The sequence below is a fragment of the Streptomyces sp. CB01201 genome (assembly GCF_002803085.1).
GTDB lineage: Bacteria > Actinomycetota > Actinomycetes > Streptomycetales > Streptomycetaceae > Streptomyces > Streptomyces hundungensis.
The window spans coordinates 180,898-202,515 of sequence record NZ_NNBJ01000003.1; the positions used below are offsets into that span (position 1 = coordinate 180,898).

Sequence of the window (21,618 nt, forward strand, 5' to 3'; positions counted from 1 at the left end):
GCGGTCCGATCGGGGTCCGCTCACCAGTCGTGCGGCGAGGCGGAGCCCTCGCGCGGGGGCTCGGACGCCGCCCAGCTGGTGGGCTCGGGGAAGGACGGGCGGTGCCGGGGCGCCGGGATCGCGCGCGGCGGGCGCTTCTCCCAGTCCGGCTTGCCCATCACCACCAGCGGGTCGAACATCACGACGACCCCGGCCAGGACCAGGAAGGCGATGGGACCGATCAGCATGGGCGCGAGCAGCGCGGCGGACGACTCCCCGCCGGCCGGCGGCGGCGCACCGGCGGCGCCGCTGTGCAGCTGGACGCTGAGCGCGGCCATCCCCGTGTAGTGCATGCCGCTGACGGCGACGCCCATGACGAGGCTGGCGGCCAGGCTGGCGAGGAAGCCGCGCACCGAGACGGCCGCCCACAGGGCGGTGGTGGCGGCCACCACCGCGATCACCACCGAGACGCTGACGACGACGGTGTTGTACTGGAACTCGCCGTTCATCCTGATCCCGGCCATGCCCAGGTAGTGCATGGTGGCGACACCGAGTCCGGTGATGGTGCCGCCGGTGACCAGCGCCATGGGGGTGGCGCCCCGGTAGCCGACGATGAAGACGCCGATGCCCACCATCACGATCGCGACGGCCAGGCTGGCGAACGTGATGCCCCGGTCGTAGCCGAACGGCACCTCGTGGACCGAGAAGCCCATCATCGCGATGAAGTGCATGGTCCAGATGCCCGACCCTATGGACGTGGCGCCGAGCGCCAGCCAGGCAGCCTTGAAGGAGCGCCCGGCCCGCAGGGATCTTGCGGTGCAGCGCAGCCCCAGTGCTCCCCCGAGGCAGGCCATGATGAACGCCGCCACCGGCGTCACCAGGCCGTAGCTGAATCCGTCTACCGTCCCGTGCATACTCGTGTGCCCTTCACCCCGTGCCGACTGAAGAGGCCCTACTCCTGGTGCGACCCTGGCTCGGGGCGACATTAGGGCTCGCTGCGCGACAGGCAAACATTTTCCGGGCAATTTATCGACTCCGGGTACGCGTGGCCCTGCCATCCGAGCGGATCCGTCAGGACCGGCACCCCGCCGTCGGACCGCCGGGAGCCCCCGGGAGCCGCCGGGCACACGGCGTTGTCAGTGGGCGGTCGTACGGTGGTCGGCATGAGCAGCACTGCGCAGTTCGTCGAGTGGACCGTCGTCGGGAGCGACATCGGCCCGCTGTTCCTGGCCGCGACCGGCCAGGGCCTGGTCAACGTGGTGTTCCACGCCGAGGATCCGGTGTGCGAGCGGGCCGTGGGCGCCCTCGCCACCCGGTTCGGCGCCGAGCCGGCCCCGGCCGTGCCCGGCCGTCCGGGCCCCCTGGAGGAGCCCATACGCCAGGTCGAGGCCTACTTCGACGGCACACTGCGCGCGTTCACGCTGCCGCTGGACTGGTCGCTCTCGTCCGGGTTCAACCGCCAGGTCCTGCGCGAACTCGCGGCGGGCGTGCCGTACGGGACGGTGGTGGGCTACGGCGACCTCGCGGACCGGGTCGGCCAGCCCGGGGCGGCGCAAGCCGTCGGCGCGGCCATGGGGTCGAACCCGCTGCCCGTGGTGGTTCCCTGCCACCGTGTGGTGGAGAGCCACGGCGGGCTCGGCGGATTCGGCGGCGGTCTTGAGACCAAGCGGCAACTGCTCGCGCTCGAAGGAGTGCTTCCGCGACCGCTGTTCTGAGCCACCGCGCTCCCCCGGCCCGCCCGGCCCGCCCGTTTCCAGCGGCGGTACGGGCTGGCACACTGCGCCGGTGACCACACTCCCCGACGCCGCGGGTACCGGCCGTGCGGTGCCCGACGCGGCGGCACTTCCCGCGATACGGCGCCGCACAACCGCCGTGCTCATCGCGAGCCAGATACTCGGCGGCCTCGCCAACGCCACCGGGATCGCGCTGGCCGCGGTGCTGGCCGCCGAGATCAGTGGCAGTCAGGCCCTGTCGGGGCTCGCCTCCGCCGCCATGGTGGCCGGCCCCGCGCTCCTCGCGATGCCGCTGGCCGCCCTGATGACCCGGCGCGGGCGCCGCCCCGGTCTGGTGCTCGCCTATCTCCTCGGGGCGGCCGGAGCCGCGGTCGTGGTCACCGGCGCCGTGCTCGGCAGTTTTCCGCTGCTGCTGTGCGGCATGGCCGTGTTCGGCGCGGGCTCCCTCGGCAACCTCCAGGCCCGGTACGCCGCGGCCGACCTCGCGGAGCCGGCCCGGCGGGCCCGGGCGATCTCCACCGTGGTGTGGGCGACGACGATCGGCGCGGTGCTCGGTCCCAACATCGCCGCCCCCGCGGGCCACAGCGTCACCCGCTTCGGCATACCGGCGGCCGCGGGCCCGTTCGTCTGGGCGGCCGGGGTGTTCCTGCTCTCCGCCGTGCTGGTCGCCGTACTGCTGCGGCCGGATCCGCTGCTGACCGCCCGCGCCCTGGACGGCAGCGCGGCGCACTCCGCGGCGGCGCGTTCGCTGCGGGCCGGGGTGAGCGCGGTCAGGCGGTCGCCGCGGGCCCGACTGGCACTCGTCACGGTCGCCGTGTCCCACACCGCCATGGTGTCGATCATGTCGATGACACCGGTCGCCCTCACCCGGCACGGCGCGGACATCCAGCTGATCGGGCTCGTCATCAGCGTCCACATCGCGGGGATGTACGCGTTCTCGCCCGTGATGGGCTGGCTCGCCGACCGTTTGGGGCGGCTCTCGGTGATCGGCCTCGCGGCCGGACTGCTCTGCTGCGCCGCCCTGTTGGCGGGCACAGCGGGCACGAGTCACGGCCAGACCATGGCCGGGCTCTTCCTGCTCGGCCTCGGCTGGTCCGCGGGGCTCGTCTCCGGCTCGGCCCTGCTGACCGACTCGGTGCCGGGGCCCGCGCGGGCCGCCGTGCAGGGCCTGTGCGATCTGACCATGAACGTGGCGGCGGGTCTCGGCGGGCTCACGGCCGGCCTGATCGTGGCCCGCGCCGGCTACGGCTGGCTGAACGCAGCCGGTGCCGCGCTGCTGTTGCCGATGGCGGGCCTCGCCCTCTTCACGTCACGACGACACGGCACGAGGGAGAACGCCCGGCCGGCCACCGCGGAGTGATCAACGCGGATCCGTGAATCCATGGACCCGTGAAATCCATGAACCCGTGAATCCATGGAGCCGTGCACCCGTGCACCCGTGCACCCGTGCAGCCGTGCAGCAGCTGCGCCCCGGTCGCTACAGGCTGATGTGGTACGCCTTGCGGAGCGTCTCGTGGACGGTCCATGTGGTGCGGTCGCCCGCGCGCAGCACACACGCGTCACCGGGGCCGACCTCCAGGGTGTCGCCGCCCGCCACGTCGATGGTGGCACGCCCGCTGACGACCACGAACAACTCGTCGGCCTCGGTGTCGGTCACCACGCCCGGTGTGATCTGCCAGATGCCTCGGATCTGCTTCCCGTCCGCCGACTCCCACAGCACCTTCCCCGTCACCTCCGGAGCGCCGGACACGATCTGCTCCGGGTCCAGCGGCTCCGGCTCCAGCTCGGCGTCGGGGATGCGTACGGCGAAGGAGGCGGGTCCGGCCGGCTCCCGGTCCTGAGCCTCCCGGTCCTGAGACTGGGGGCTCGTGGGTGCGGGGCTCGTGGGTGCGGCGGCGGTGGCATGGTCCGTGGTGCTCATGACGGGTCAATCTAGCCGCGACCGGCACTGCGGTGGACCGACAGGACGACCAGGCCGCCGGGGCCCGGCACGACAGTCTGTCCAGCACGGCCGCCCGCCCGGTGCGCGACCGCCGAACCCGCCCCCCCGCAACGTGGAGTTGCGCGACGTTTACCCGGCGTCCGGGCGTGCCAGGGATGGGGCATGCCCTTTGACGACGTACCTGATGAGACCACGGTGTCGGAAGAAGTACGGACGGCTCTCGACGAGGGGCGGCCGGTCGTCGCCCTGGAGTCGACGATCATCTCGCACGGGCTGCCCCGGCCGCGCAATCTGCGCGTGGCCCGCGAACTGGAGGGGCTGGTGCGCGACCGGGGCGCCGTGCCCGCGACCGTCGCGGTCCTCGACGGGCGGCCCCTGGTGGGCCTGGACAAGGCGCAGTTGGAGCGGGTCGCCAACGAGGAGCTGCGCAAGCTCGGGCACCGCGATCTGCCGATGGCGCTGGCCACCGGGGCGAGCGGGGCCACCACCGTCTCGGCCACCGCGTTCCTGGCCGCACGGGCGGGCCTGCGCGTCTTCGCGACCGGCGGGCTCGGCGGCGTACACCGGGAGTGGACCGAGACGCAGGACGAGTCGGCGGATCTGCGCCTGCTGGCGCGGGCACCCCTCGCGGTGGTGTGCGCGGGCGTGAAGTCGATCCTCGATGTGCCGGCCACGTTGCAGCGCCTGGAGACGCTCGGGGTCTCGGTCGTCGGCTACCGCACGGAACACTTCCCCGGGTTCTATCTGTCCAGCTCCGGCGAGCCGGTCGACTGGACGGTCCGTACGCCCGGAGAGGCGGCCGGCGTGCTGCGGGCGCACCGCTCGCTCGGCCTTGAAGCGGCGGTGATCGTGGCCAACCCGGTCCCGGAGGCCGAGCAGCTCGACCCCCGGCTGCACGACGAGGTGCTCGCATCGGGCCTCGCCGCCTGCCGCGCGGCCGGCGTCACGGGCCAGGCGGTCACGCCCTTCCTGCTGAACTACCTGGTCGAGCACACGGACGGGGCCTCCCTTGAGGCGAACGTGGCGGCGGTACGCGGCAACGTCCGGCTCGCGGCGGACATCGCGGCGGCGCTGTGAGCGGAGCCGGGAACTGTCGGCGCGGGGACGGGGACGGTGTGCACAGTGACGGGGGCGGTGGGAGCGGTACCGACGGCAGCCCCGGGGGTGATCCCGGTGGCCTCAGGGGTGGCGGGCTCCTGGTCGTCGGGGACGTGGTCACCGATGTGGTCGCCCGCCACCGCGGCCCCCTCGCGCCCGCCACGGACACACCGGCCGACATCCGTACGGTGCCGGGCGGCGCGGGTGCCAACGCGGCCTGCTGGGCGGCCCGTTCGGGCTGTGCGGACGTACGGCTGCTCGCCCGGGTCGGCCAGGACTCGGCCGCCTGGCACGACCTGAGTCTGCGCCGCTCCGGCGTGCGCCCTCTGCTGATCACGGATGCCGACGCGCCCACCGCGACCGTGATCTCCCTCGTCGACACCGCCACGGCGGAGCGCACCTTCCTGACCGACAGCGGCGCCGTCCACCGGATGAGCCCCGCCGACTGGTCGCCCGACCTGCTCGACGGCGTCGCCCATCTGCACCTCTCGGGCTATCTGCTCTTCGCCGACCCGTGTCGGCAACTCGCGCTCACGGCACGGGAGTCGGCCCGATCGGCCGGTATCACCGTGAGCCTGGATCCGGCGTCGACCGGGTTCATCGGCGCCCTGGGCATCGAGGAGTTCCTGGCCCTGGCCGAGGGGATCGACGTACTGCTCCCCAACGCCGCCGAGGCGGCGTTCCTCACCGGCCTGCCCGAACCGGCGGACGCGGCGGTCAAGTTGAGCCGGCGGTTCCCGATGGTCACCGTCACGCTGGGCGCCGCCGGGGCGCTGGTGGCCGTGGGCGGCGAGGTCGTCGCGCGGACGGCCGCGCCGGAGGTGCGGGCCCTGGACTCCACCGGCGCCGGCGACGCCTTCACCGGTGGCTTCCTCGCCGCCCGTCTGCGCGGCGCGGCCACGGCGGAGGCCGCCGAGGCGGGGTGCCGGGCGGGGGCGTGCGCGGTGGGGGTGGTGGGAGGTCGTCCGGGGGCGGGCCGACCCCCTCACGCCTCACCCCGTCCCCAGGCCGGATGACGAGGGTCGTCGACCCGCACCACGACATCGGCCGCCTCGCTCGGCCGCACCTCCGCCTCGTACCGCTCGAAGGCCGTCAGCGTCCAGCGGGCACCCTCCTCGGTCCGGCGGCGCAGGGCGGGCGGTGACAGGCGCAGGTGGACGGTGAGGTCGAATGGGAACCAGTGGCCCAGGAGCAGCGGCCCGTGCACCAGCAGCACCCCGCCCTCCGGGAGGGTTTCGTACGGGCTCCGGGTCGCCCGGTCGGTCGCGGGGTCCCACAGGTCGGGCAGCACCCGGCCCGTGCCGCCGGGGTCCAGCGGCCCGAAGACCTCCCGCCACAGGGCTCCGGTGTCGAACCAGCCGTCGTAGTACGTGTCCGGGTCCTGGCGCCCGAATTCGAAGCGCAGCGACGCGGGCCGCAGGAAGCCCTCGGTGGAGAGGTCGAGGACCGGTCGGCCGCGCGCCCTGAGGGCCTCGGCGATGCGCCGGGACAGTTCCTCGGGGTGCGCGGCGGGCGCCCCGTCCACCCCGATGCGCAGCCAGGAGCCGTCGTCGGACGGCTTGAGGTCCATGGTCCGTTCGGCGAGGGCGTCCGCCAGCCGTTCCCAGGTGATCGCTTCGAATCGCACGCCCTCCATCATGCGCGGTGGCCGGAACGACGCGTCGACGAGACCGTCCGTCGGCGAGCGGAGCCGCCCCCGGACAGGAGCGGGCCCGGAGGCGTAGCCGGCCCCCGGGCCCTGAGTGATGCCACCGCGATTGCACACGCCGGTCCGCTTGAGAACCCAGGTCAGTCTCAAGCCGTCGCGTCCTGCCTTTGGACCACCGCGGATCGATGGGGAATGCGAGTGCAGCTCCGCGGGCCGGACTCGAACCGGCAATTCGACGCACATGTGCCTGGGCCGGTCGGTTCCGGCGATCGGTGGCGCATGCTGAGTCTGGAGCGAGAGTCTGAGATTGATGGCGGACACGTGATTCGCGGCCGCACCGTCACGACGAGCTTCAGTTTCAGCTTTGCGCTCCTGGCGCACCCGGCCGTGCTGGGCACGACCGGGAGTTGTGGGTTGTCGCGTACGTACACGTCGAGGCGCGCTCACGCACGCGACAAAGCGTGATCACGCACACGTCAGGGCGTGCTCATCCGAAAAGGTAGCCGAATACGGCGTCGCCCACCCGCTGATCGGTGACGTCGATGCCGTTGGCCTCCTCGCGCGCGAACTTGACCGCCTGCTGCAACTTCTCCACACGGGATACGAGTTCGTTGACGCGGCGGGCGGGCAGCGCGCCCGAGAACTTCACGGTCGTCCAGTAGCCGACAGGCACGTCCTCGTAGTACACCTCGACCTGCGCCGGGTGCTTGTCGGTCGCTTCGGCCTTGACGTGGTTGCGCGGCACCTTCTTCGTGCGCAGCGTCCGTACCGGCTCGGTCTTCCAGGAGTCGGTGGACGGGTCCTGGACCCATGCTTCGGCGGCGTCGAGCACCGGGAGACGGCGCACGAAGGCGTTGATGTCCGTCAGCTGCTTCTCCAGGAAGAGCAGGTACGAGACGGGCGCGGCGGCCACGAGGACCCGCCCGTCGACGGTGATGTCGGCGCGCGCCTCGCAGTTCGCCCAGTCCTTGGTGGCGGTCACGTCGAACAGGCGGGTCAGCGTGGCGGCGGTGTCCCGCAGGACGTCCTCGGACCTGACCTGCACCCGGGTGGACTCGGGCGGGAGCTGCTCGCCCTCTTCGTCCTTGGGCTGATAGGTACGGGAGATTCCCGCCAGCAACGCGGGCTTCTGCAAACCGTGCTGAGCAGCCGTCAGGTCCTGGTGGGACTTCGACTTGATTCCCTTTTCGACTGCGATGATTTGATTGAGTTTCGCCACGTGGGGAAACGTAGCAATCCCCATCCTCCTTGTTCCACAGGTTATTGCGCGGGGAATCAGACAAAGGTCGGCCAAGACAGGGGTACTTGCGCAAGGAGGGCGGGCCCATTCTCGTCATACAGCCCCGGCATCACCATCGCTGCACCGGATGCGGGCGCGCCCCGCTGCGGCATCTCGTCCTGGAGTCGGGGTCGCCGCTGTGTCTCGACTGCGCGGATCTGGGCCATCTGGTGTTCCTGCCGCGCGGCGACACCGCGCTCACCCGCCGGGCCCGGGCGGGCAGTTCGCTCTCCGCCATCGTGGTGCGCCGCGATCGGCGCCGGCGGCGCTATGAGCGCCAGGGCGTCTTCGTCGAGGAGGCCGCGCTCGCCGCGGCGGAAGCGGCCTGCCTGGCCGACGCGGAGGCGCGGGCCCGTCGGCGGGCCCGGGACGCCGAGCGCCGGGCCGCCGAGGACGTACGGTTCACGGCGGCTCTGACCGCCGAGATCCTGCGCCTGTTTCCCGGCTGTCCGGCCGGGCGGGCCCGTGACATCGCCGAGCACGCCTCGGTGCGGGGCAGCGGCCGGGTGGGCCGGTCGGCTGCGGGCCGCGCGCTGGACGCGGCGGCGGTGACGGCCGCGGTGCGGGCGTCCGTGCGCCATCTGGACACGGAGTACGACGCGCTGCTCATGGCGCGCGTCCCGCACGGCAGGGCACGGGCGCGGGTGGCCGCCGCGATCGACGCGGTGCTGGCGGCCTGGGCCGCGGGTGAGCCCTGCGAGCCGCCCGCCGCGGGGCCGGACGACGCCTGCGAACCGCCCGCCGCGGGGCCGGACGACGCCTGCGAACCGCCCGCCGCGGGGCCGGGCGACGCCTGCGAACCGCCCGCCGCGGGGCCGGGCGACGCCTGCGAGCCGCCCGCCGCGGGTCGGGCCAGTCCTGCGAGCCGCCCGCCTCAGGGCCGAGCGAGGTAGCCTCCAGGGTCGCGGAACGGCAGCCTCCTCTTGCGTAAGAATTCCATTCACTCACAGTTCTTTCGCATAGAACGATTCCCTTACGGGGGTTGGGCAGGGCAGGATGGCTGCGCTCGACCCAAGCCGCCCGTCCCCCGCCGCCCCAGGCGGGCCCATGCCCCAGGCGAGGTAACAGCCGATGCCGAAGCCGGCCACCGTGGAATCCGACCCATCCGAACTGCTTGCCCCGTCACTCGACGAGGCCCCCCTGCGCCCGTTCCACCTGCGGGTGACGGCGACCACGTTCGGGGCGAACTTCTCCGACGGATACGCGCTCGGCATGATCGGCGCGGTCCTCGCCACCCTCACCGACGCCCGGCACCTCTCCGGCGTCTGGCAGGGCCTGCTCGGCGCCTCGGCACTGATCGGGCTCTTCTTCGGCAGCATCGTGCTCGGCCGGGTCGGCGACATCATCGGCCGCCAGAAGCTGTACATCTACAACTTCGTCCTGATCACCGTCGCCTCCGCCCTCCAGCTCTGGGCGCGCGACCCGGCCCTGCTCTTCACCCTGCGCGTGCTGATCGGCTTCGGGCTCGGCGCGGACTACGCGGTCGGCCCGACGATGCTGTCCGAGTTCGCACCCCGCAGGCTGCGGGGCGTGCTCCTCGGTTCCCTCACCGTGATGTGGACCGTCGGCTACGTCATCGCCGGCATCCTCGGCACCTACCTCGGCAAGTCCGAGGGGGCCGCCTATCTGCTGCTCGCCTCCGGTGCGGTGCCGGCGCTCCTGGTGCTGCTGCTCCGCTTCGGTACGCCGGAGTCGCCGAGCTGGCTGATCAGCCAGGGCCGGATCGACGAGGCCCGGGCCATCGCCCGCACGTATCTGAAGGCGGAGCTGGGCGCGGCCGAGGCCGCCCCGCCCGAGCGGCGCACCAGCACGACAGCGGCCTACCGCGAGCTCTTCTCGCCGGGCCAGGCGAAGCGGACCTGGTTCGGCACGGTCTTCTACAGCGCCCAGGTACTGCCGTACTTCGCGATCTACACCTTCATGCCGACCATCCTGGCCGCCCTGCACGTCCCCGATCCGGACCTGCAGAACCTGCTCCTGAACCTCTTCCTGCTCGGCGGCGGTGTCATCGGCCTCTGGTTCCTCCAGAAGACCGGCCGCCGCCCCTTGACGATCGTCACGTTCGGCATCATGACGGCGGCACTCGCGCTGATGGGCGCCTTCGCCCATGCCTCGACGATCGCCCTCATGGTGCCGTTCCTCGTCTACACCTTCGTGATGGCCGGCGCATCGAACCTCACCCAGGTGTATCCCGCCGAGCTCTACCCCACGCATCTGCGCGCCACCGGCGTCGGGTTCCTCAACGGCACCAGCCGCATCGCGTCGGCAGTCGGCACGTTCATCCTGCCGGTGAGCCTGGAGCACCTCGGCCTGAGCGGCTCGATGTACTGGCTGGCGGCCGTACTGCTCGCCGGCCTGCTGGTGTCGCTGGCGTGGGCCCCGGAGACGCGCGAGTCGGTGACGACGTCAGGAGGCTGAGCGGCCTGCCACGAAGCGGCCCACGTCCGGCAGTCCGGCAGGTCACGGCGGCAGGTCACGGCGCGGCCCACCCACACCCCCCATCCCCACATCCACGGGCCGGGCCGGGCATCCCGCGGCGAGCGGATGCCCCGCCTCCGCAACTGCCGTTCCCCACAAGGAACTTGAGCCGGTCCCATGGGGTATCCCTGCCCCATGACATCTGCGCCGGACCGCCCCCTGCTGCTCCTCGACGTGGACGGCCCCCTCAACCCCTACGCGGCCCGCCTGCCCCATCTGCGCGGCTACCGCACCCACCGGCTCCACCCCTCGGTCTGGCTCTCCCGCCAGACCCCGGGCTCACGCCCGCACCGGCTCGGCCTGCGGGTCCGCCTCAACCCGGCGCACGGCCCCCGGCTGCGTTCGCTGCCGTACGAACTGGCCTGGGCCACCACGTGGATGAACGAGGCCAACGAGATGATCGCCCCCGCCATCGGCCTCCCCGCGGACCTCCCCTTCATCGCCTGGCCCGAGCTGTTCGCCACCGACCCCGACGGCCTGTACTGGAAGACCAGACCCCTGCTGGAATGGGCCGCCGGCCGCCCCTTCGCCTGGGTCGACGACATGATCACCGACCTGGACGAGACGTATGTACGCGACCACCACGACGCCCGCGCCCTGATGGTGCGCATCCACCCCCGACGCGGCCTGCGCGAGGCCGACTTCCAACGGCTGACGCGGTGGGCGGCCGGGGCATAGGGGTAGCAGCCCGCAAGGGCAACCCCTGCCCCTTGGCATCCTTGCGCCTTTGCTTCTTCCTCCGGGCGGCAACCGCATCTGGGAGTAGGCTGCATTCCGCGCTCTTGGGGAGAGCATTAACTTTCCGTGAACAGAGGGCAGTTCGGCCATGCCCGTACAGCCCTCCATCCCGTGGGGGGATCTCATGCACGAAATGGTCAAGGGTGCCAACGTGGGCCTGGCCGCGCTCAGCGAGAACGCCGACTCCGTCATCGTGAGTCTGAGCTGGAGCAGCCCGACCGGCGAGGGCGATGCCGATGTCTCCGTGCTGCTGCTCGGCGCCGGCGGCAAGGTACGGGACAACGGGGATTTCTACTTCTACAACAACCCGGCCGCCGCCGACGGCACGGTTCAACTCCTCGGCCCGGCCCCGACCGAGAACGGCAACGAGGACAGAATTCGGCTCGATCTGACTGCCATTCCTGACGAGATCGGCCGTGTCGTCATCGCCGCCAGTCGTCATCAGCGGGCCCATTTCGGCGAGTTGGAGAACATTGGAGTCAGCCTGACGGACGGTTCGGGCGAGGAGATGCTGCGCTTCTCCATCACCGACGCCGAGACGGAGAGCGCCTTCGTCTTCGGTGAGATCTATCGTCGCGAGGACGCGTGGAAATTCCGCGCTATCGGCCAGGGCTACGACTCCGGCCTCGCCGGTCTCGCCACCGACTACGGCATCGAGATCGACGAGGACGACGACCAGGACAGCGAGGCGGAGCACCCTCAGGATCGAGCACCGGGCTTCCCCGACGCCATGGACACGGGTGGCCACACCTCTGCCGTCGTCGAAACGGCCGTCACAACCGGCGCTTCCGACACCACAGTTGAGGGCCCGGCGGCCGCACGCGCCGCGGCTCTCGCCTCGGTGCCCGTGCAGCGCTCAGCCGAACCGGGCGCTGCCGAGCAGGCCACCGCGCCGCCCGCACGCCGGCTCCGTACGGCCAAGAAGAAGGTCACTCTGCCGAAGGCACCCAGGCCTTCGCTCGCCGAAAACGACTCCTGGCGCAGTGCCCGGTTGTTCCCCGCGTCGTCCCTCAAGAGCGACCGGGAGCGCGAAATGCGGGCCACGTCCGTACTGCTCGCCGTGATGACCCAGGTGCCCGAATTCGGGCGGCGTCTCACCGCCGCCTTCGGCGCGCCCGCCGGGCGGATGGAGACCTTCACCGAGGTGTCGCTTCCGCACGGCGACACCCCGAAGCGGCCGGATGGTGTCATCCGCGTGGAGCGCGCGGGGAAGCTGTGGACGGCCCTCGTCGAGACCAAGACCAACGGCAACTCCCTCAAGAGCGAGCAGATCCAGGCCTATATGGACATCGCTGCCCGCCGGGGCTACGAGGCGGTCATCACTCTCTCCAATGACGTTGCTTTGGAGGGGAGTTCACTGGTCGAGGTGAAGACCGACGGGCGGCGCAAGCACAAAGTCGCGCTGTGGCATCTGTCCTGGGCCGAGGTGACTCACCAGGCGCAGCTCCTCATCCGGCACGAGGGCGTACGCAACGAGGCGCACGCCTGGCTCCTCCAGGAGTTGCTGCACTATCTCCAGCACGACAACTCCGGCTGTCACGGCTTCCAGAACATGGGCCCCGCGTGGGTCCCGGTGCGCAACGGGATCGACGAGGAGACCCTGTCTCCGGGGGATCCGCGAACCGTGCAGGTCGTCGAGAGCTGGGAGCGGCTGATCCGCCAGGTCTGCCTGCGGCTCGGCGGGGAACTGGGCACGAAGGTGGTGCCCGTGCAGCGGGCCAGGCGCGGCACCGATCCGCAGTCGCGTCGGGTCGAACTGGCTGCCCGGCTCTGCGTGGACGGACAGTTGCGTGCCGAGATCCGAATCGAGGGGGCGCCCGGCACCGTGGGTGTCGTCGCCGATCTGCGGATGGGACGGCTCAGGACGTCCATCGAGATCGCCGCGCCCGAGCAGGGATACCCACTGAGCTGGGCGAAGAAGCTGATGAAACAGCTGAGTGAGGCGCCGGCCGATCTTCATGTGGAGACCCTTCTCGAAGGGGAGACGGTCGGTCCGCGCGGCACCCTGGAGAAGCTGCGCCCCGAGCCCGGTGACCTGCTGCCTAAGGGGGCCGAACGGATCTCCGGGTTCCGGCTTTCGCTTTCCAAAAGTGTGGGCAGTACGCGCGGCAATGCCGAGACCGGGTTCATCCGCGGGGTGGACGCGGCCGTCGACCTCTTCCACTCCAGCGTGGTCACTCGGCTGGAGCCGCCGCGCCCGGCGCAGCGCCCCAGGGCGGCCGGTGCTTCCGCCTGACGCGCCACGCTCCATCCGGCCCCTTGGCTCCCCGGCTCCGGCCCCGTGCCCTCAAGCCCCGAGCCGGGCCGTGAGGGCGCCCACCGGGTCCGGGTCGGGGGTGCCGCGGGGCCACCAGTCGTCCCGGCCGGGGTCGGACTCGTAGCCGTACCAGAGGCCGTCGCGGCCGTAGCGGAGCTGGGTGGTGGGGGTGGAGAGGCGGTTGCGGCTGGGGCGGAAGTCGGGGAAGCCGGCGGCGGTCAGCGCGGGGCGGGCCCGGTCGAAGGGGCCGGCCGGGGGGTCCCAGGGGGCTTCGAGGACGGCGAGGGCCGCCGAGCCGCCCTGGCGCCAGGCGGCCACCGCGCGGGCGAGGTCGCCGGGGGTGCGGTCGGTGGCCCGGGTCAGTGAGGTGTAGAGGGCGCGGGTCGCCGAGGTGAGGCCGGAGCCGGGGTGCGCGGCGGCGAGGCGGACCGCGTCCTGCCAGGTGGAGAGGGGGGCGATCGGGTCCTCTCCGGTGGCCAGGAGGGCGTGGGCGCGCAGGGACGCCTCGGTGGCCAGGAGGTCGAGGGACAGCGGGTCGGGGCCGCCGTGCACCTCGGGGAAGGCGGGCGGATGGCCCGGCCGGGCCGGGGTGGGGAAGGGCGGCGGGAGCGGTGGGAGGGTGCGCGGCTGGACCGCCGTGCGGGCCTGGACGGTGGGGAGTCGGGGCGGCGGGGCGGCCCGTTCCACGGCCATGCGGGCGGCGTTGCGCCGGGTGAGCGCGGCGAGGACCTCCTGCTCGCCCCGCCCGCGCATGAGGAGCAGCACGAACGGGTCCTCGTCAAGGAGGCGTGCGGCCTGGTAGCAGAGCGCCGCCGCGTGCTTGCAGGGGTAGCCGTCGTCGGGGCACGAGCAGTCGGGGATCAGATCACCGTAGGCGGGCAGCAGGGCCGCCTCGTCGGCCAGCGCGTGCGGCAGGTCCTTGTCGAGGAGGGCCGCGATGTGCGCGGGCTCCTGGGCCGCACTGTCGAGGAAGTCCTCCCATGCCTGGTCGGGCAGGGTGCGCAGCCTCAGCTCGGTGCGGTAGGGGCGGGGCCGGGAGCCGTGGACGTAGGCGGTGATACGGCCCGGGGTGACGGTGATCGCGTCGACCTGGCCGGCTTCGGCGTAGGCGCGGCCGCGTGCCAACCGGGCCGCGTCCAGGGCGAGTTCCTCCAGGGCTCCCACCCAGGCGTCGCCCCACCAGGTACCCGTGCGCTCCGAGCGGGCGCCGAGTGCGGGGTAGGTGCGGCGGCGGTCGTCGTGGCGCGGGGTGCGCACCGGCGGGCGGGGGTTCACGGGGCCCTCCGCAGGGAGATCAGGTCGGCCAGTTCACGGTCGGTGAGTTCGGTCAGGGCGCTCTCGCCGGAGCCCAGGACCGCCTCGGCAAGGCGGCGCTTCTGCTCCAGCATGTCCGCGATGCGGTCCTCGACGGTGCCTTCCGCGATCAGTCGGTGGACCTGGACGGGCTGGGTCTGGCCGATGCGGTAGGCACGGTCGGTGGCCTGTTCCTCGACGGCCGGGTTCCACCAGCGGTCGTAGTGGATGACATGGCCGGCGCGGGTGAGGTTGAGGCCGGTGCCGGCGGCCTTGAGGGACAGGATGAAGACGGGGACCTCACCGCTCTGGAAGACGTCGACCAGGCGGTCCCGCTCGGCCACCGGGGTTCCGCCGTGCAGCAGTTGGGCGGGCACGCCGCGGGCCGCGAGATGGGTGGAGAGCAGCCTGGCCATCGCGACGTACTGGGTGAACACGAGGACCGAGCCGTCCTCGCTGAGGATGGTGTCCACCAGTTCGTCGAGCAGGGCCAGTTTCCCCGAGCGGGCGGCCAGGCGCGGGGCGTCCTCCTTCAGGTACTGGGCGGGGTGGTCGCAGATCTGCTTCAGGGCGGTGAGCAGCTTCATGATCTGGGCGCGGCGGGCGATGCCCTCGGACGCCTCGACGGCGGCCATGACCTCGCGGACCACCGCCTCGTAGAGGGCGGCCTGTTCGCGGGTGAGGGCGACCGGGTGGTCGGTCTCGGTCTTCGGGGGCAGTTCGGGCACGATGCCCGGATCGGACTTCTTCCGGCGCAGCAGGAAGGGCCGGACCAGCCGGGACAGGCGCTCGGCCGCGTCGTCGTCCTCGCCGTTCTCCACCAGGCGGGCGTGCCGGGCCCGGAACGCCTTGAGGGGGCCGAGCAGCCCGGGCGTCGTCCAGTCGAGCAGCGCCCACAGCTCGGAGAGGTTGTTCTCCACCGGGGTGCCGGTGAGCGCGACCCTGGCCGGGGCGGGGATGGTGCGCAGCGCCTTGGCGGTCGCCGAGAACGGGTTCTTGACGTGCTGCGCCTCGTCGGCGACCACCATGTTCCAGCGGTGCGCGGCCAGTTGGGGGGCGCTGCCGCGCATGGTGCCGTACGTGGTGAGGACGAAGCCGCCCTCGCTGCCCGCCAGGCTGCGGCTGCTGCCGTGGAAGCGGCGCACCGGGACTCCGGGGGCGAACCGGGCGATCTCGCGCTGCCAGTTGCCGAGCAGTGAGGCCGGACAGATCACCAGGGTCGGTTCGGTGCGGGCGCGGCGCAGATGCAGGGCGATGACGGTGATGGTCTTGCCGAGGCCCATGTCGTCGGCGAGGCAGCCGCCGAGGCCCATCGCCGTCATCATCTCCAGCCAGGCCAGGCCGCGCAGTTGGTAGTCACGCAGGGTCGCGTCCAGACCGGGCGGCTGCTCGGCGGCGGCGGGGCCTTCCAGGAGCCGGTCGCGGAGCAGCGCGAGGGCCCCGGCCGGGACCGCCTCGACCGTCTCGCCGTCGACCTCCGCCGTGCCGGTGAGGGCGACGGACAGCGCGTCCACCGGGTCAAGGAGGCCCAGGTCGCGCTTTCTGGCCTTGCGGACGAGCTCGGGGTCGGCCACCACCCACTGGTCGCGCAGCCGCACGATCGGGCGGTGGGATTCGGCGAGCACGTCCATCTCGGCGTTGGTGAGCGGCTCGTCGCCGAGCGCCAACTGCCAGTTGAAGGAGAGCAGTTCCCCGGCGTCGAAGAAGGACGTGCCGTCGGTCGCCGAGCCGGGCGCCGGGCGTACGACGGCCGTGGCGGTGAGGGTGCGGGCCAGCTCGCGCGGCCAGTGGACGGTGACGCCGGCCGCGGCCAGGCGCGCCGATGCCTCGCCGAGCAGCTCGTACAGCTCGGTCTCGGTCAGTGGCAGCACATCGGGGACGGCTCGTTCCAGGAGCAGCCCGAGCGGCGCCCAGACGCGGGCGGCCCGGCGCAGAGCGAGCAGCGCATCGATCCGGGCGCGCGGACCGAACGCCTCAACTACCGCTCCCGCGTGTCCTGTTGATGCCCCTGAGCGACCGGCCCCGCTCGCGGACGCGGATCCGGGCCGGTCCTCGTGCCCGTCGTCCGACCACAGGCGGGAGGCGTCGACCACCAGGGTCGGGTCGGCCAGGCTGTGCACCTGGACGATCGCGGAGCCGGCGCGCCGCGCCTCGCCCTCGTCGTCGGACGCCGTGTCGAACAGCTCGAACCCCGACAGGTCCAGGCGCAGCGAGACCCGGACACCCGCGTCCATCCCGGCGGCGGCCTCCGCGGCCCAGGCGCGGGCGGACGGCAGATATTGGGCGGTGGCGGCCGCGAAGGGCGCGCCGGCGGCATGGGCGGCGGCCGGGGTGCGCGGCAGGCTGTCGGCGACCGCGTCGAGGAAGGCCCTCACCAGGGCTTCGGGGTCCGGGAGTTGAAGGGCGCCGCGGCCGGGGACGGGCACCCCGTACGCCTCGTACGGCATGGCCGCGGCGATGGCCCGCAGCTGGGCGATGTCGTCGGCGTCCAGCGGGCCGGCCCGCCAGGCGTCGTGGTGGGTGGAGGTGAGCCCGGGCAGCAGCCTCCCGCGCGCGACGAGGTGTAGCGCGTGCAGCGCGGCGGCGCCCCAGCAGGCGGCCGCCGGGTGGGCGGCCCGGTGGTGGCGGGCCCGCACGAGGGCGGGGAGGGCTTCGGTGACGGGCAGGAGGAGCGCGGCGACCTTGCGGCTGCGGGCGCCCCCGCCGTGGCGGCGCACGATGGTCAGCTCGGTCACTTCGGCACCGGGCGGGCCCGGGGGCAGGGGTCCCTGCTCCGGGTCCCAGAAGGCGACCTTGCCCTCGCGGGGCAGCCCGGCGGGCAGGAACACGGCGGCGGCGGACAGCGCGGGCCACTGTGCCTCGCTCGCCGTTTCGTGCGGATGCTCCGGGCCCCTGCCGGGCCCGGAGAGCCGGTGGGTGCCGGGCAGGGGATCGCGGCGGGCGGGCGCGGGGCCGCGCGCGGCCACCGGCGCCCGCTCCTCGGGGTGCCGCATCGGTGTCGGCCGGTTCACCGCCGGTCACCTCCCTCGTCCGCTCGGTCGTGGTCCGCCGCGTGGTCCGCGACTGATCTACGACCTTACGGGCGAGGTCTGACAATGGGCCCCACGGCCTCGGCGCATCCCCTCCCACACGGACCCCACGGCCTCAGCGCACCCCCTCCCACAAGGCACGTTCCTCGGCACGGGGATCGTTCTCGACGCCCGGCACGGTGTCGAAGACCTGCGTCGTGCGGGTGTCGCGGTCGTACGCCGCCCAGCCCGGCTCGCCCGTCTTCGCGAAGGCCACCCAGGCGCCGTGCAGGGCGTCCGCCAGGGACTGCGGGGGCTCCTCGCCGAGGATCGGAGCGTAGGTCGGGTCGTCGAGCCGGTCGAAGACGTAGCCGAGTTCGGAGGCGTGGCAGGCGCCGAGCCGGCCGCCGAGGGCCGGGGAGCGGTGGGCGAACTCGTACACGTACGAGCCGGGCACGGACTCGGCGAGGCGCAGCGCGGGGATCCGGTAGAACCAGTCGGTGGTGACGGCGTCGAAGAGCTCGCCGGGCAGCGCGTCCGGGCGGCGTTCCGCGTACACGGGCAGTGCCTTGTCGGGGTCGAGCCCGTACGCGGCGGTCGCCGCGCGCAGCTTGGCCTGCGACAGCACGTCGAGGCGCTCGGTCGGCACGAGGAACAACCGGTACTCCTCGCGGTTGCTGCCGGCGAGGATGTCCACGCCGCAGTCGGCCGGGGGCAGCGGCAGCTCGTCGAGGACGGGCTCGAACGGCATCATGTTGAGCGCGGCCTCACCCCACAGCGCCGGGTCGGGCCGGGCCCCGATCTCCCCGCGCAGGTCGGCCTGGGCGGGCAGCAGCTCGTCCAGGGGGACCTCGGCGAACTCCTCCGCCGTCGTGCCGATGCCGAGCTTCTCGGCGAGCCGCGCGGTGATCAGCTCGGCGGAGGCGGGCCGCAGGAAGTGGTGGGCGGCGCCGCTCTGGAGGATCGCGCGCCGGAACAGGCCGCGGGCGCGGGGCATCGACAGGAGCGCGCCGATGCTCATGGCACCCGCCGATTCGCCGAACACGGTCACCTGACCGGGGTCGCCGCCAAAAGCCTCGATGTTGTCGCGGACCCATTCCAGGGCGGCGATCTGGTCGAGCAGGCCGCGGTTGTCGGGCCGGTCGGGCAGCCGCAGGAAACCGTCGGCGCCGAGCCGGTAGTTGATGCTGACGTACACCACGCCGTCACGTGCGAAGGTGCTTCCGTCGTACGCGGACGCCGATCCGGAGCCGTTGGCGAAGGCTCCGCCGTGGATCCACACCATCACCGGAAGGCCGGTGCTCGGAGCCGGGTGGGGGGTCCAGATGTTGAGGTTGAGGCAGTCCTCGCCCTGGGGTCCCTCGTCCGGGATGAGCTCGTCGAAGGGCGGCGCGTAGGGCGCTCTCGGCACGCTCGGACCATAGGAGAACGCATCGCGCACCCCGTCCCAGGAGGCGGCGGGCCCCGGTGCGCGAAAGCGTGCCTCCCCGAAGGGGGGCGCGGCGAACGGGATGCCGAGGAAGGCGGCCACGTCGTCGGCGACGAGTCTGCCGCGGACCGCGCCGTGGCGGGTCGTACGGATGGGTTCCATCAGGTGCGTGCGCCTTCCGACAGGGTTTCGAGCAGTGCCGCGCCGAATTCCCGGGGACGTTCGACATGGACCGCATGCCCGGCTCCGGGCACCGCAATCTCTCGTACCCTGCCGCCGGCCCGCGCGTAAAGACCCAGCGCGTGACGGGTCTGGGCGAGCATCGGCTGGGCGGGGGTGCCGTCCCAGCCGGGCAGGGCGCCGATCGACCCTAGATGGGCGAGGTCGAACAGGGAGGTGTCGGAGACGATGACGTCGTCCTCGCCCCGGATCCAGGTCACCGGTGGCAGCACGGGCAGCGTGTGCAGGTCGTCGGCCCGGAAGTGCGTCGGGGCAAGGCAGTTGAGGACGCCCCGGCTGCCGGGGGCCACTCCGGGCCAGGTGTCGCTCGTCGTGCTGTCGCCGGGGTAGTGGTCGACGCCGATCCGGGTCGTGAGCATGGAGGCGACCAGTTCGTCCTCGCGGGCGGGGCGCGCCGGGGGTTTGACGTAGCAAGTGGCAAGGACCTGTCGGGGCGAGAGCGGGGAGCCCTCGCCCCGGTCGCCCGCGCGCAGGAGCCGTACGAAGTCGGGATTGGCGGTGCCGCCTCCGGAGCCGGCCCCGTCGGGCGCGTTGAGCAGGCCTTCCTCGCCATGGGTGCCCCCGAAGCCGTACGGCGAGACCGGGTTGACGAGGGTGAGCGAAGCTATGGTGGACGGCCGGTCGCGCAGGTACTGCATCACCACCCCGCCCCCCATGGACCAGCCCACCAGATGTGCGCGCGCCACATGCAGGGCGTCGAGCAGCGCCGCGAGGTCGTCCGCGTAGTCGCGCAGGCCCCGGGTCGCGTCCACCGGCAGCGGGTCGCTGCCGCCGAAGCCGCGCAGGTCGACCGCGATCGGCCGGTAGTGCTCGGGCAGCGCGAGCAGGGTGTCCTGCCAGAACACCGAGGACGAGACGTTGCCGTGGACGAACACGACGGTCTCGCGCGGGCCCTCGGAGCCCGGCTGCGGCTCGACTTCCAGGATCTGCTGGGTGAGTCGGGCCGTGGCGACTCGGCGGGAGTGCGGGGTGCGCATCGATGATTCCTCGGGTCCTCAGGGGAGTGCGAGCCAGGCGGCGACCTGGGCGGAGGATGTGCTGTTCCAGCCGAGTTCGAGGTGGTTGGCGGTCGCCACGGTGGCGGTGGCGCCCACGGTGGCGATGCCGGTGGTGTCGAGCGCGCTGGAGAGGAAGACGACTCCGTCGCTGGGGCCCCGGTTCTCATTGACGATGCCGACGACGTTCGGGGTGGCGCCGGCCAGCAGATAGGTGGTGACGGACGCGGGCACCCCGGCCCGCTGCAAAGGCGCCACCAGCGATCCGCTGTCAACCGCCTTCTGGATGCCGTCTCCCGCCGTGTAGAAGCCCTGGCCGCCGTAGTAGGTGGTGTACCAGTCCTGGGCGGACTGGTCGACACCGTAGACCGAGTCCCAGCGGGCCAGCATCTGGCGCTGCCCCGGATAGTCGTCGTAGCCCGCGGAAGGCGTCATGGAGTACTCGGGGTGCGCGGTGTACGTGCCGTAGCAGGTCATCCTGGAGTGCGGGGAGGGCGCGTTGATCTTGCCGCCGCACTCGGGCCAGATGGAGAAGTCGTGCGCCCAGCCGTGCGCGTACGGGTAGTCGTAGCCGCCGTTGGGGCCGCCGAGCGTGATCAGCCTCCGTACGTCACCGGCGTACGCCCGCCCCCAGGAGGGCTTGAGGGACGACACATAGGCGCGCGCCGACATCTCGCCCTTGCTCCAGCCGACCAGGTCGACCTTGGTGACGCCGAGCTTGGCCTTGATGGCGGCGACCGCGTCGCCGACGGCCTGCGCCTGCATGAGGTTGTCGCCCTGCTTGTGGGCGAAGCCGATGGCGAAGACGCGCTGTCCGCGCGCCGACAGGTACTGCATCAGGCCGGTGGACGGGCAGGACAGGGCGCCGCAGCCGTAGCCGCCGGACTCCCCCGGGTTGGCCCACGCCCGGTCCGCGGTGTCGTTGGCGCCGTGCACGAGCAGCACGGGGACCGTCTTGGCGCCGGTGTTCCAGCCGGGCGCCGAGTACAGCAGGAAGCGGTCCGACGCCGGGCGCGCGACCCCGCCGAAGTACGTCACGCGGACGCCGTCCTGGTCGCCGCGCCCGTCGGGCGGATACCCCTCGGCGGCACCCGCCGCGAAGCCGGGGGTGGTGTCGCGGAAGCGCTCGACCTTCTCCCAGCCGTTCGTGACGCTGCCCGCCCCGTAGCTCGCCTCCAGGGAGAGATGGGCGGGATAGGCGGCGGGGCCGGCCGCGCTCGCGGTGCCACCCCCGCCGAGCAGCCCGGCCACCACCGCCACGACGGCGGCGACCACTCCCCACCCGGCACGCTGTCCATGGCGCACGTCCTGGTCCCCCTCTGCTTCGACGACACCGCGGTCACCGCGGTACTCAACTGCGACGGACAGTGTGCGGACAACCCGCCCCCGTCCGCCTAGACGCTAGGCACTGCGCGGCCGCCGCAGTGATGTGTGCGGACCACACAAGGCGGAGGAGAGATGTGGGTCCCTGGTCCTGCCGCCCGAGCGGCCATCGGCCAGC

16 protein-coding genes and 1 pseudogene are annotated in these 21,618 nt (G+C 72.7%); 8 read left to right on the top strand and 9 right to left on the bottom strand.

The window, feature by feature from the left end; genetic code table 11:
* Nucleotides 1-20: 20 nt before the first annotated feature.
* Nucleotides 21-893 carry an MHYT domain-containing protein gene (locus CG740_RS08820; RefSeq protein ID WP_100574449.1) on the bottom strand — a complete coding sequence of 291 codons (873 nt, stop codon included), beginning with the start codon at nt 891-893 and terminating at the stop codon, nt 21-23.
* Nucleotides 894-1,142: 249 nt separating this feature from the next.
* On the opposite strand from CG740_RS08820, the gene CG740_RS08825 reads away from it, so the two are divergent.
* Nucleotides 1,143-1,694 carry a methylated-DNA--[protein]-cysteine S-methyltransferase gene (locus CG740_RS08825; protein ID WP_100574450.1) on the top strand — a complete coding sequence of 184 codons (552 nt, stop codon included), beginning with the start codon at nt 1,143-1,145 and terminating at the stop codon, nt 1,692-1,694.
* 70 nt (nt 1,695-1,764) lie between these two features.
* On the top strand, nt 1,765-3,072 hold the full coding sequence (locus tag CG740_RS08830; protein ID WP_199846381.1) for an MFS transporter: 1,308 nt from the start codon (nt 1,765-1,767) through the stop codon (nt 3,070-3,072).
* Between the two features lie 117 nt (nt 3,073-3,189).
* Here the strand turns inward: CG740_RS08830 and CG740_RS08835 are convergent, their stop codons facing one another.
* A complete protein-coding gene (locus CG740_RS08835; protein WP_100574451.1) occupies nt 3,190-3,633 on the bottom strand; it encodes a cupin domain-containing protein in 444 nt (147 codons plus the stop codon).
* Between the two features lie 183 nt (nt 3,634-3,816).
* Between CG740_RS08835 and CG740_RS08840 the strand changes: the two genes are divergently transcribed.
* Together CG740_RS08840 and CG740_RS08845 are read left to right on the top strand one after the other, a co-directional pair.
* Nucleotides 3,817-4,731: a pseudouridine-5'-phosphate glycosidase gene (locus CG740_RS08840; RefSeq protein ID WP_100574452.1), complete on the top strand. Its 915-nt coding sequence runs from the start codon at nt 3,817-3,819 to the stop codon at nt 4,729-4,731.
* A 38-nt stretch (nt 4,732-4,769) separates the two neighbouring features.
* Nucleotides 4,770-5,768 (top strand): carbohydrate kinase family protein, encoded by a 999-nt coding sequence (locus CG740_RS08845; protein WP_100574453.1) that lies wholly within the window; start codon nt 4,770-4,772, stop codon nt 5,766-5,768.
* Here the strand turns inward: CG740_RS08845 and CG740_RS08850 are convergent.
* Together CG740_RS08850 and CG740_RS08855 are read right to left on the bottom strand one after the other, a co-directional pair.
* Nucleotides 5,738-6,388, bottom strand: coding sequence for a uridine kinase (locus CG740_RS08850; RefSeq protein WP_199846391.1), 651 nt, complete (start codon nt 6,386-6,388; stop codon nt 5,738-5,740). The genes CG740_RS08845 and CG740_RS08850 overlap by 31 nt on opposite strands.
* A 499-nt stretch (nt 6,389-6,887) precedes the next feature.
* On the bottom strand, nt 6,888-7,619 hold the full coding sequence (locus tag CG740_RS08855) for a DUF7873 family protein (RefSeq protein ID WP_100574454.1): 732 nt from the start codon (nt 7,617-7,619) through the stop codon (nt 6,888-6,890).
* A gap of 107 nt (nt 7,620-7,726) precedes the next feature.
* Between CG740_RS08855 and CG740_RS08860 the strand changes: the two are divergent.
* The 4 genes and pseudogenes from CG740_RS08860 to CG740_RS08875 all read left to right on the top strand — a co-directional run.
* Nucleotides 7,727-8,359: pseudogene (locus CG740_RS08860) on the top strand (DUF2293 domain-containing protein); the annotation flags it as partial.
* Nucleotides 8,360-8,750: 391 nt separating this feature from the next.
* Nucleotides 8,751-10,097: an MFS transporter gene (locus CG740_RS08865; RefSeq protein ID WP_100574456.1), complete on the top strand. Its 1,347-nt coding sequence runs from the start codon at nt 8,751-8,753 to the stop codon at nt 10,095-10,097.
* Between the two features lie 195 nt (nt 10,098-10,292).
* Nucleotides 10,293-10,835 (top strand): hypothetical protein, encoded by a 543-nt coding sequence (locus CG740_RS08870; RefSeq protein ID WP_100574457.1) that lies wholly within the window; start codon nt 10,293-10,295, stop codon nt 10,833-10,835.
* 193 nt (nt 10,836-11,028) lie between these two features.
* Complete coding sequence (locus CG740_RS08875) at nt 11,029-13,131, top strand: TerD family protein (RefSeq protein WP_199846392.1); 2,103 nt, start codon at nt 11,029-11,031, stop codon at nt 13,129-13,131.
* 51 nt (nt 13,132-13,182) lie between these two features.
* Here the strand turns inward: CG740_RS08875 and CG740_RS08880 are convergent, their stop codons facing one another.
* The 5 genes from CG740_RS08880 to CG740_RS08900 form a co-directional block, all read right to left on the bottom strand.
* Nucleotides 13,183-14,427 (bottom strand): SWIM zinc finger family protein, encoded by a 1,245-nt coding sequence (locus CG740_RS08880; RefSeq protein WP_234376151.1) that lies wholly within the window; start codon nt 14,425-14,427, stop codon nt 13,183-13,185.
* Nucleotides 14,424-17,438 (bottom strand): DEAD/DEAH box helicase, encoded by a 3,015-nt coding sequence (locus tag CG740_RS08885; RefSeq protein WP_100574458.1) that lies wholly within the window; start codon nt 17,436-17,438, stop codon nt 14,424-14,426. The genes CG740_RS08880 and CG740_RS08885 overlap by 4 nt, the downstream gene beginning before the upstream one ends.
* 151 nt (nt 17,439-17,589) lie before the next feature.
* The gene (locus CG740_RS08890; protein WP_100574459.1) at nt 17,590-19,044 is read right to left on the bottom strand and encodes a carboxylesterase/lipase family protein; all 1,455 of its coding nucleotides are present in this window, start codon (nt 19,042-19,044) and stop codon (nt 17,590-17,592) included.
* Nucleotides 19,044-20,099: an alpha/beta fold hydrolase gene (locus CG740_RS08895; protein ID WP_100574460.1), complete on the bottom strand. Its 1,056-nt coding sequence runs from the start codon at nt 20,097-20,099 to the stop codon at nt 19,044-19,046. The genes CG740_RS08890 and CG740_RS08895 overlap by 1 nt, the downstream gene beginning before the upstream one ends.
* An 18-nt stretch (nt 20,100-20,117) precedes the next feature.
* Nucleotides 20,118-21,422: an esterase/lipase family protein gene (locus tag CG740_RS08900; RefSeq protein ID WP_234376152.1), complete on the bottom strand. Its 1,305-nt coding sequence runs from the start codon at nt 21,420-21,422 to the stop codon at nt 20,118-20,120.
* Between the last annotated feature and the right edge of the window lie 196 nt (nt 21,423-21,618).

Bases quoted from the DNA above. Each gene is read 5' to 3' on its own strand.
- CG740_RS08885 (WP_100574458.1), bottom strand. From the start codon at position 17,438: ATGCGGCACCCCGAGGAGCGGGCGCCGGTGGCCGCGCGCGGCCCCGCG.
- CG740_RS08825 (WP_100574450.1), top strand. From the start codon at position 1,143: ATGAGCAGCACTGCGCAGTTCGTCGAGTGGACCGTCGTCGGGAGCGAC.
- CG740_RS08840 (WP_100574452.1), top strand. From the start codon at position 3,817: ATGCCCTTTGACGACGTACCTGATGAGACCACGGTGTCGGAAGAAGTA.
- CG740_RS08870 (WP_100574457.1), top strand. From the start codon at position 10,293: ATGACATCTGCGCCGGACCGCCCCCTGCTGCTCCTCGACGTGGACGGC.
- CG740_RS08875 (WP_199846392.1), top strand. From the start codon at position 11,029: ATGGTCAAGGGTGCCAACGTGGGCCTGGCCGCGCTCAGCGAGAACGCC.
- CG740_RS08820 (WP_100574449.1), bottom strand. From the start codon at position 893: ATGCACGGGACGGTAGACGGATTCAGCTACGGCCTGGTGACGCCGGTG.
- CG740_RS08890 (WP_100574459.1), bottom strand. From the start codon at position 19,044: ATGGAACCCATCCGTACGACCCGCCACGGCGCGGTCCGCGGCAGACTC.
- CG740_RS08865 (WP_100574456.1), top strand. From the start codon at position 8,751: ATGCCGAAGCCGGCCACCGTGGAATCCGACCCATCCGAACTGCTTGCC.
- CG740_RS08835 (WP_100574451.1), bottom strand. From the start codon at position 3,633: ATGAGCACCACGGACCATGCCACCGCCGCCGCACCCACGAGCCCCGCA.
- CG740_RS08895 (WP_100574460.1), bottom strand. From the start codon at position 20,099: ATGCGCACCCCGCACTCCCGCCGAGTCGCCACGGCCCGACTCACCCAG.
- CG740_RS08850 (WP_199846391.1), bottom strand. From the start codon at position 6,388: ATGGAGGGCGTGCGATTCGAAGCGATCACCTGGGAACGGCTGGCGGAC.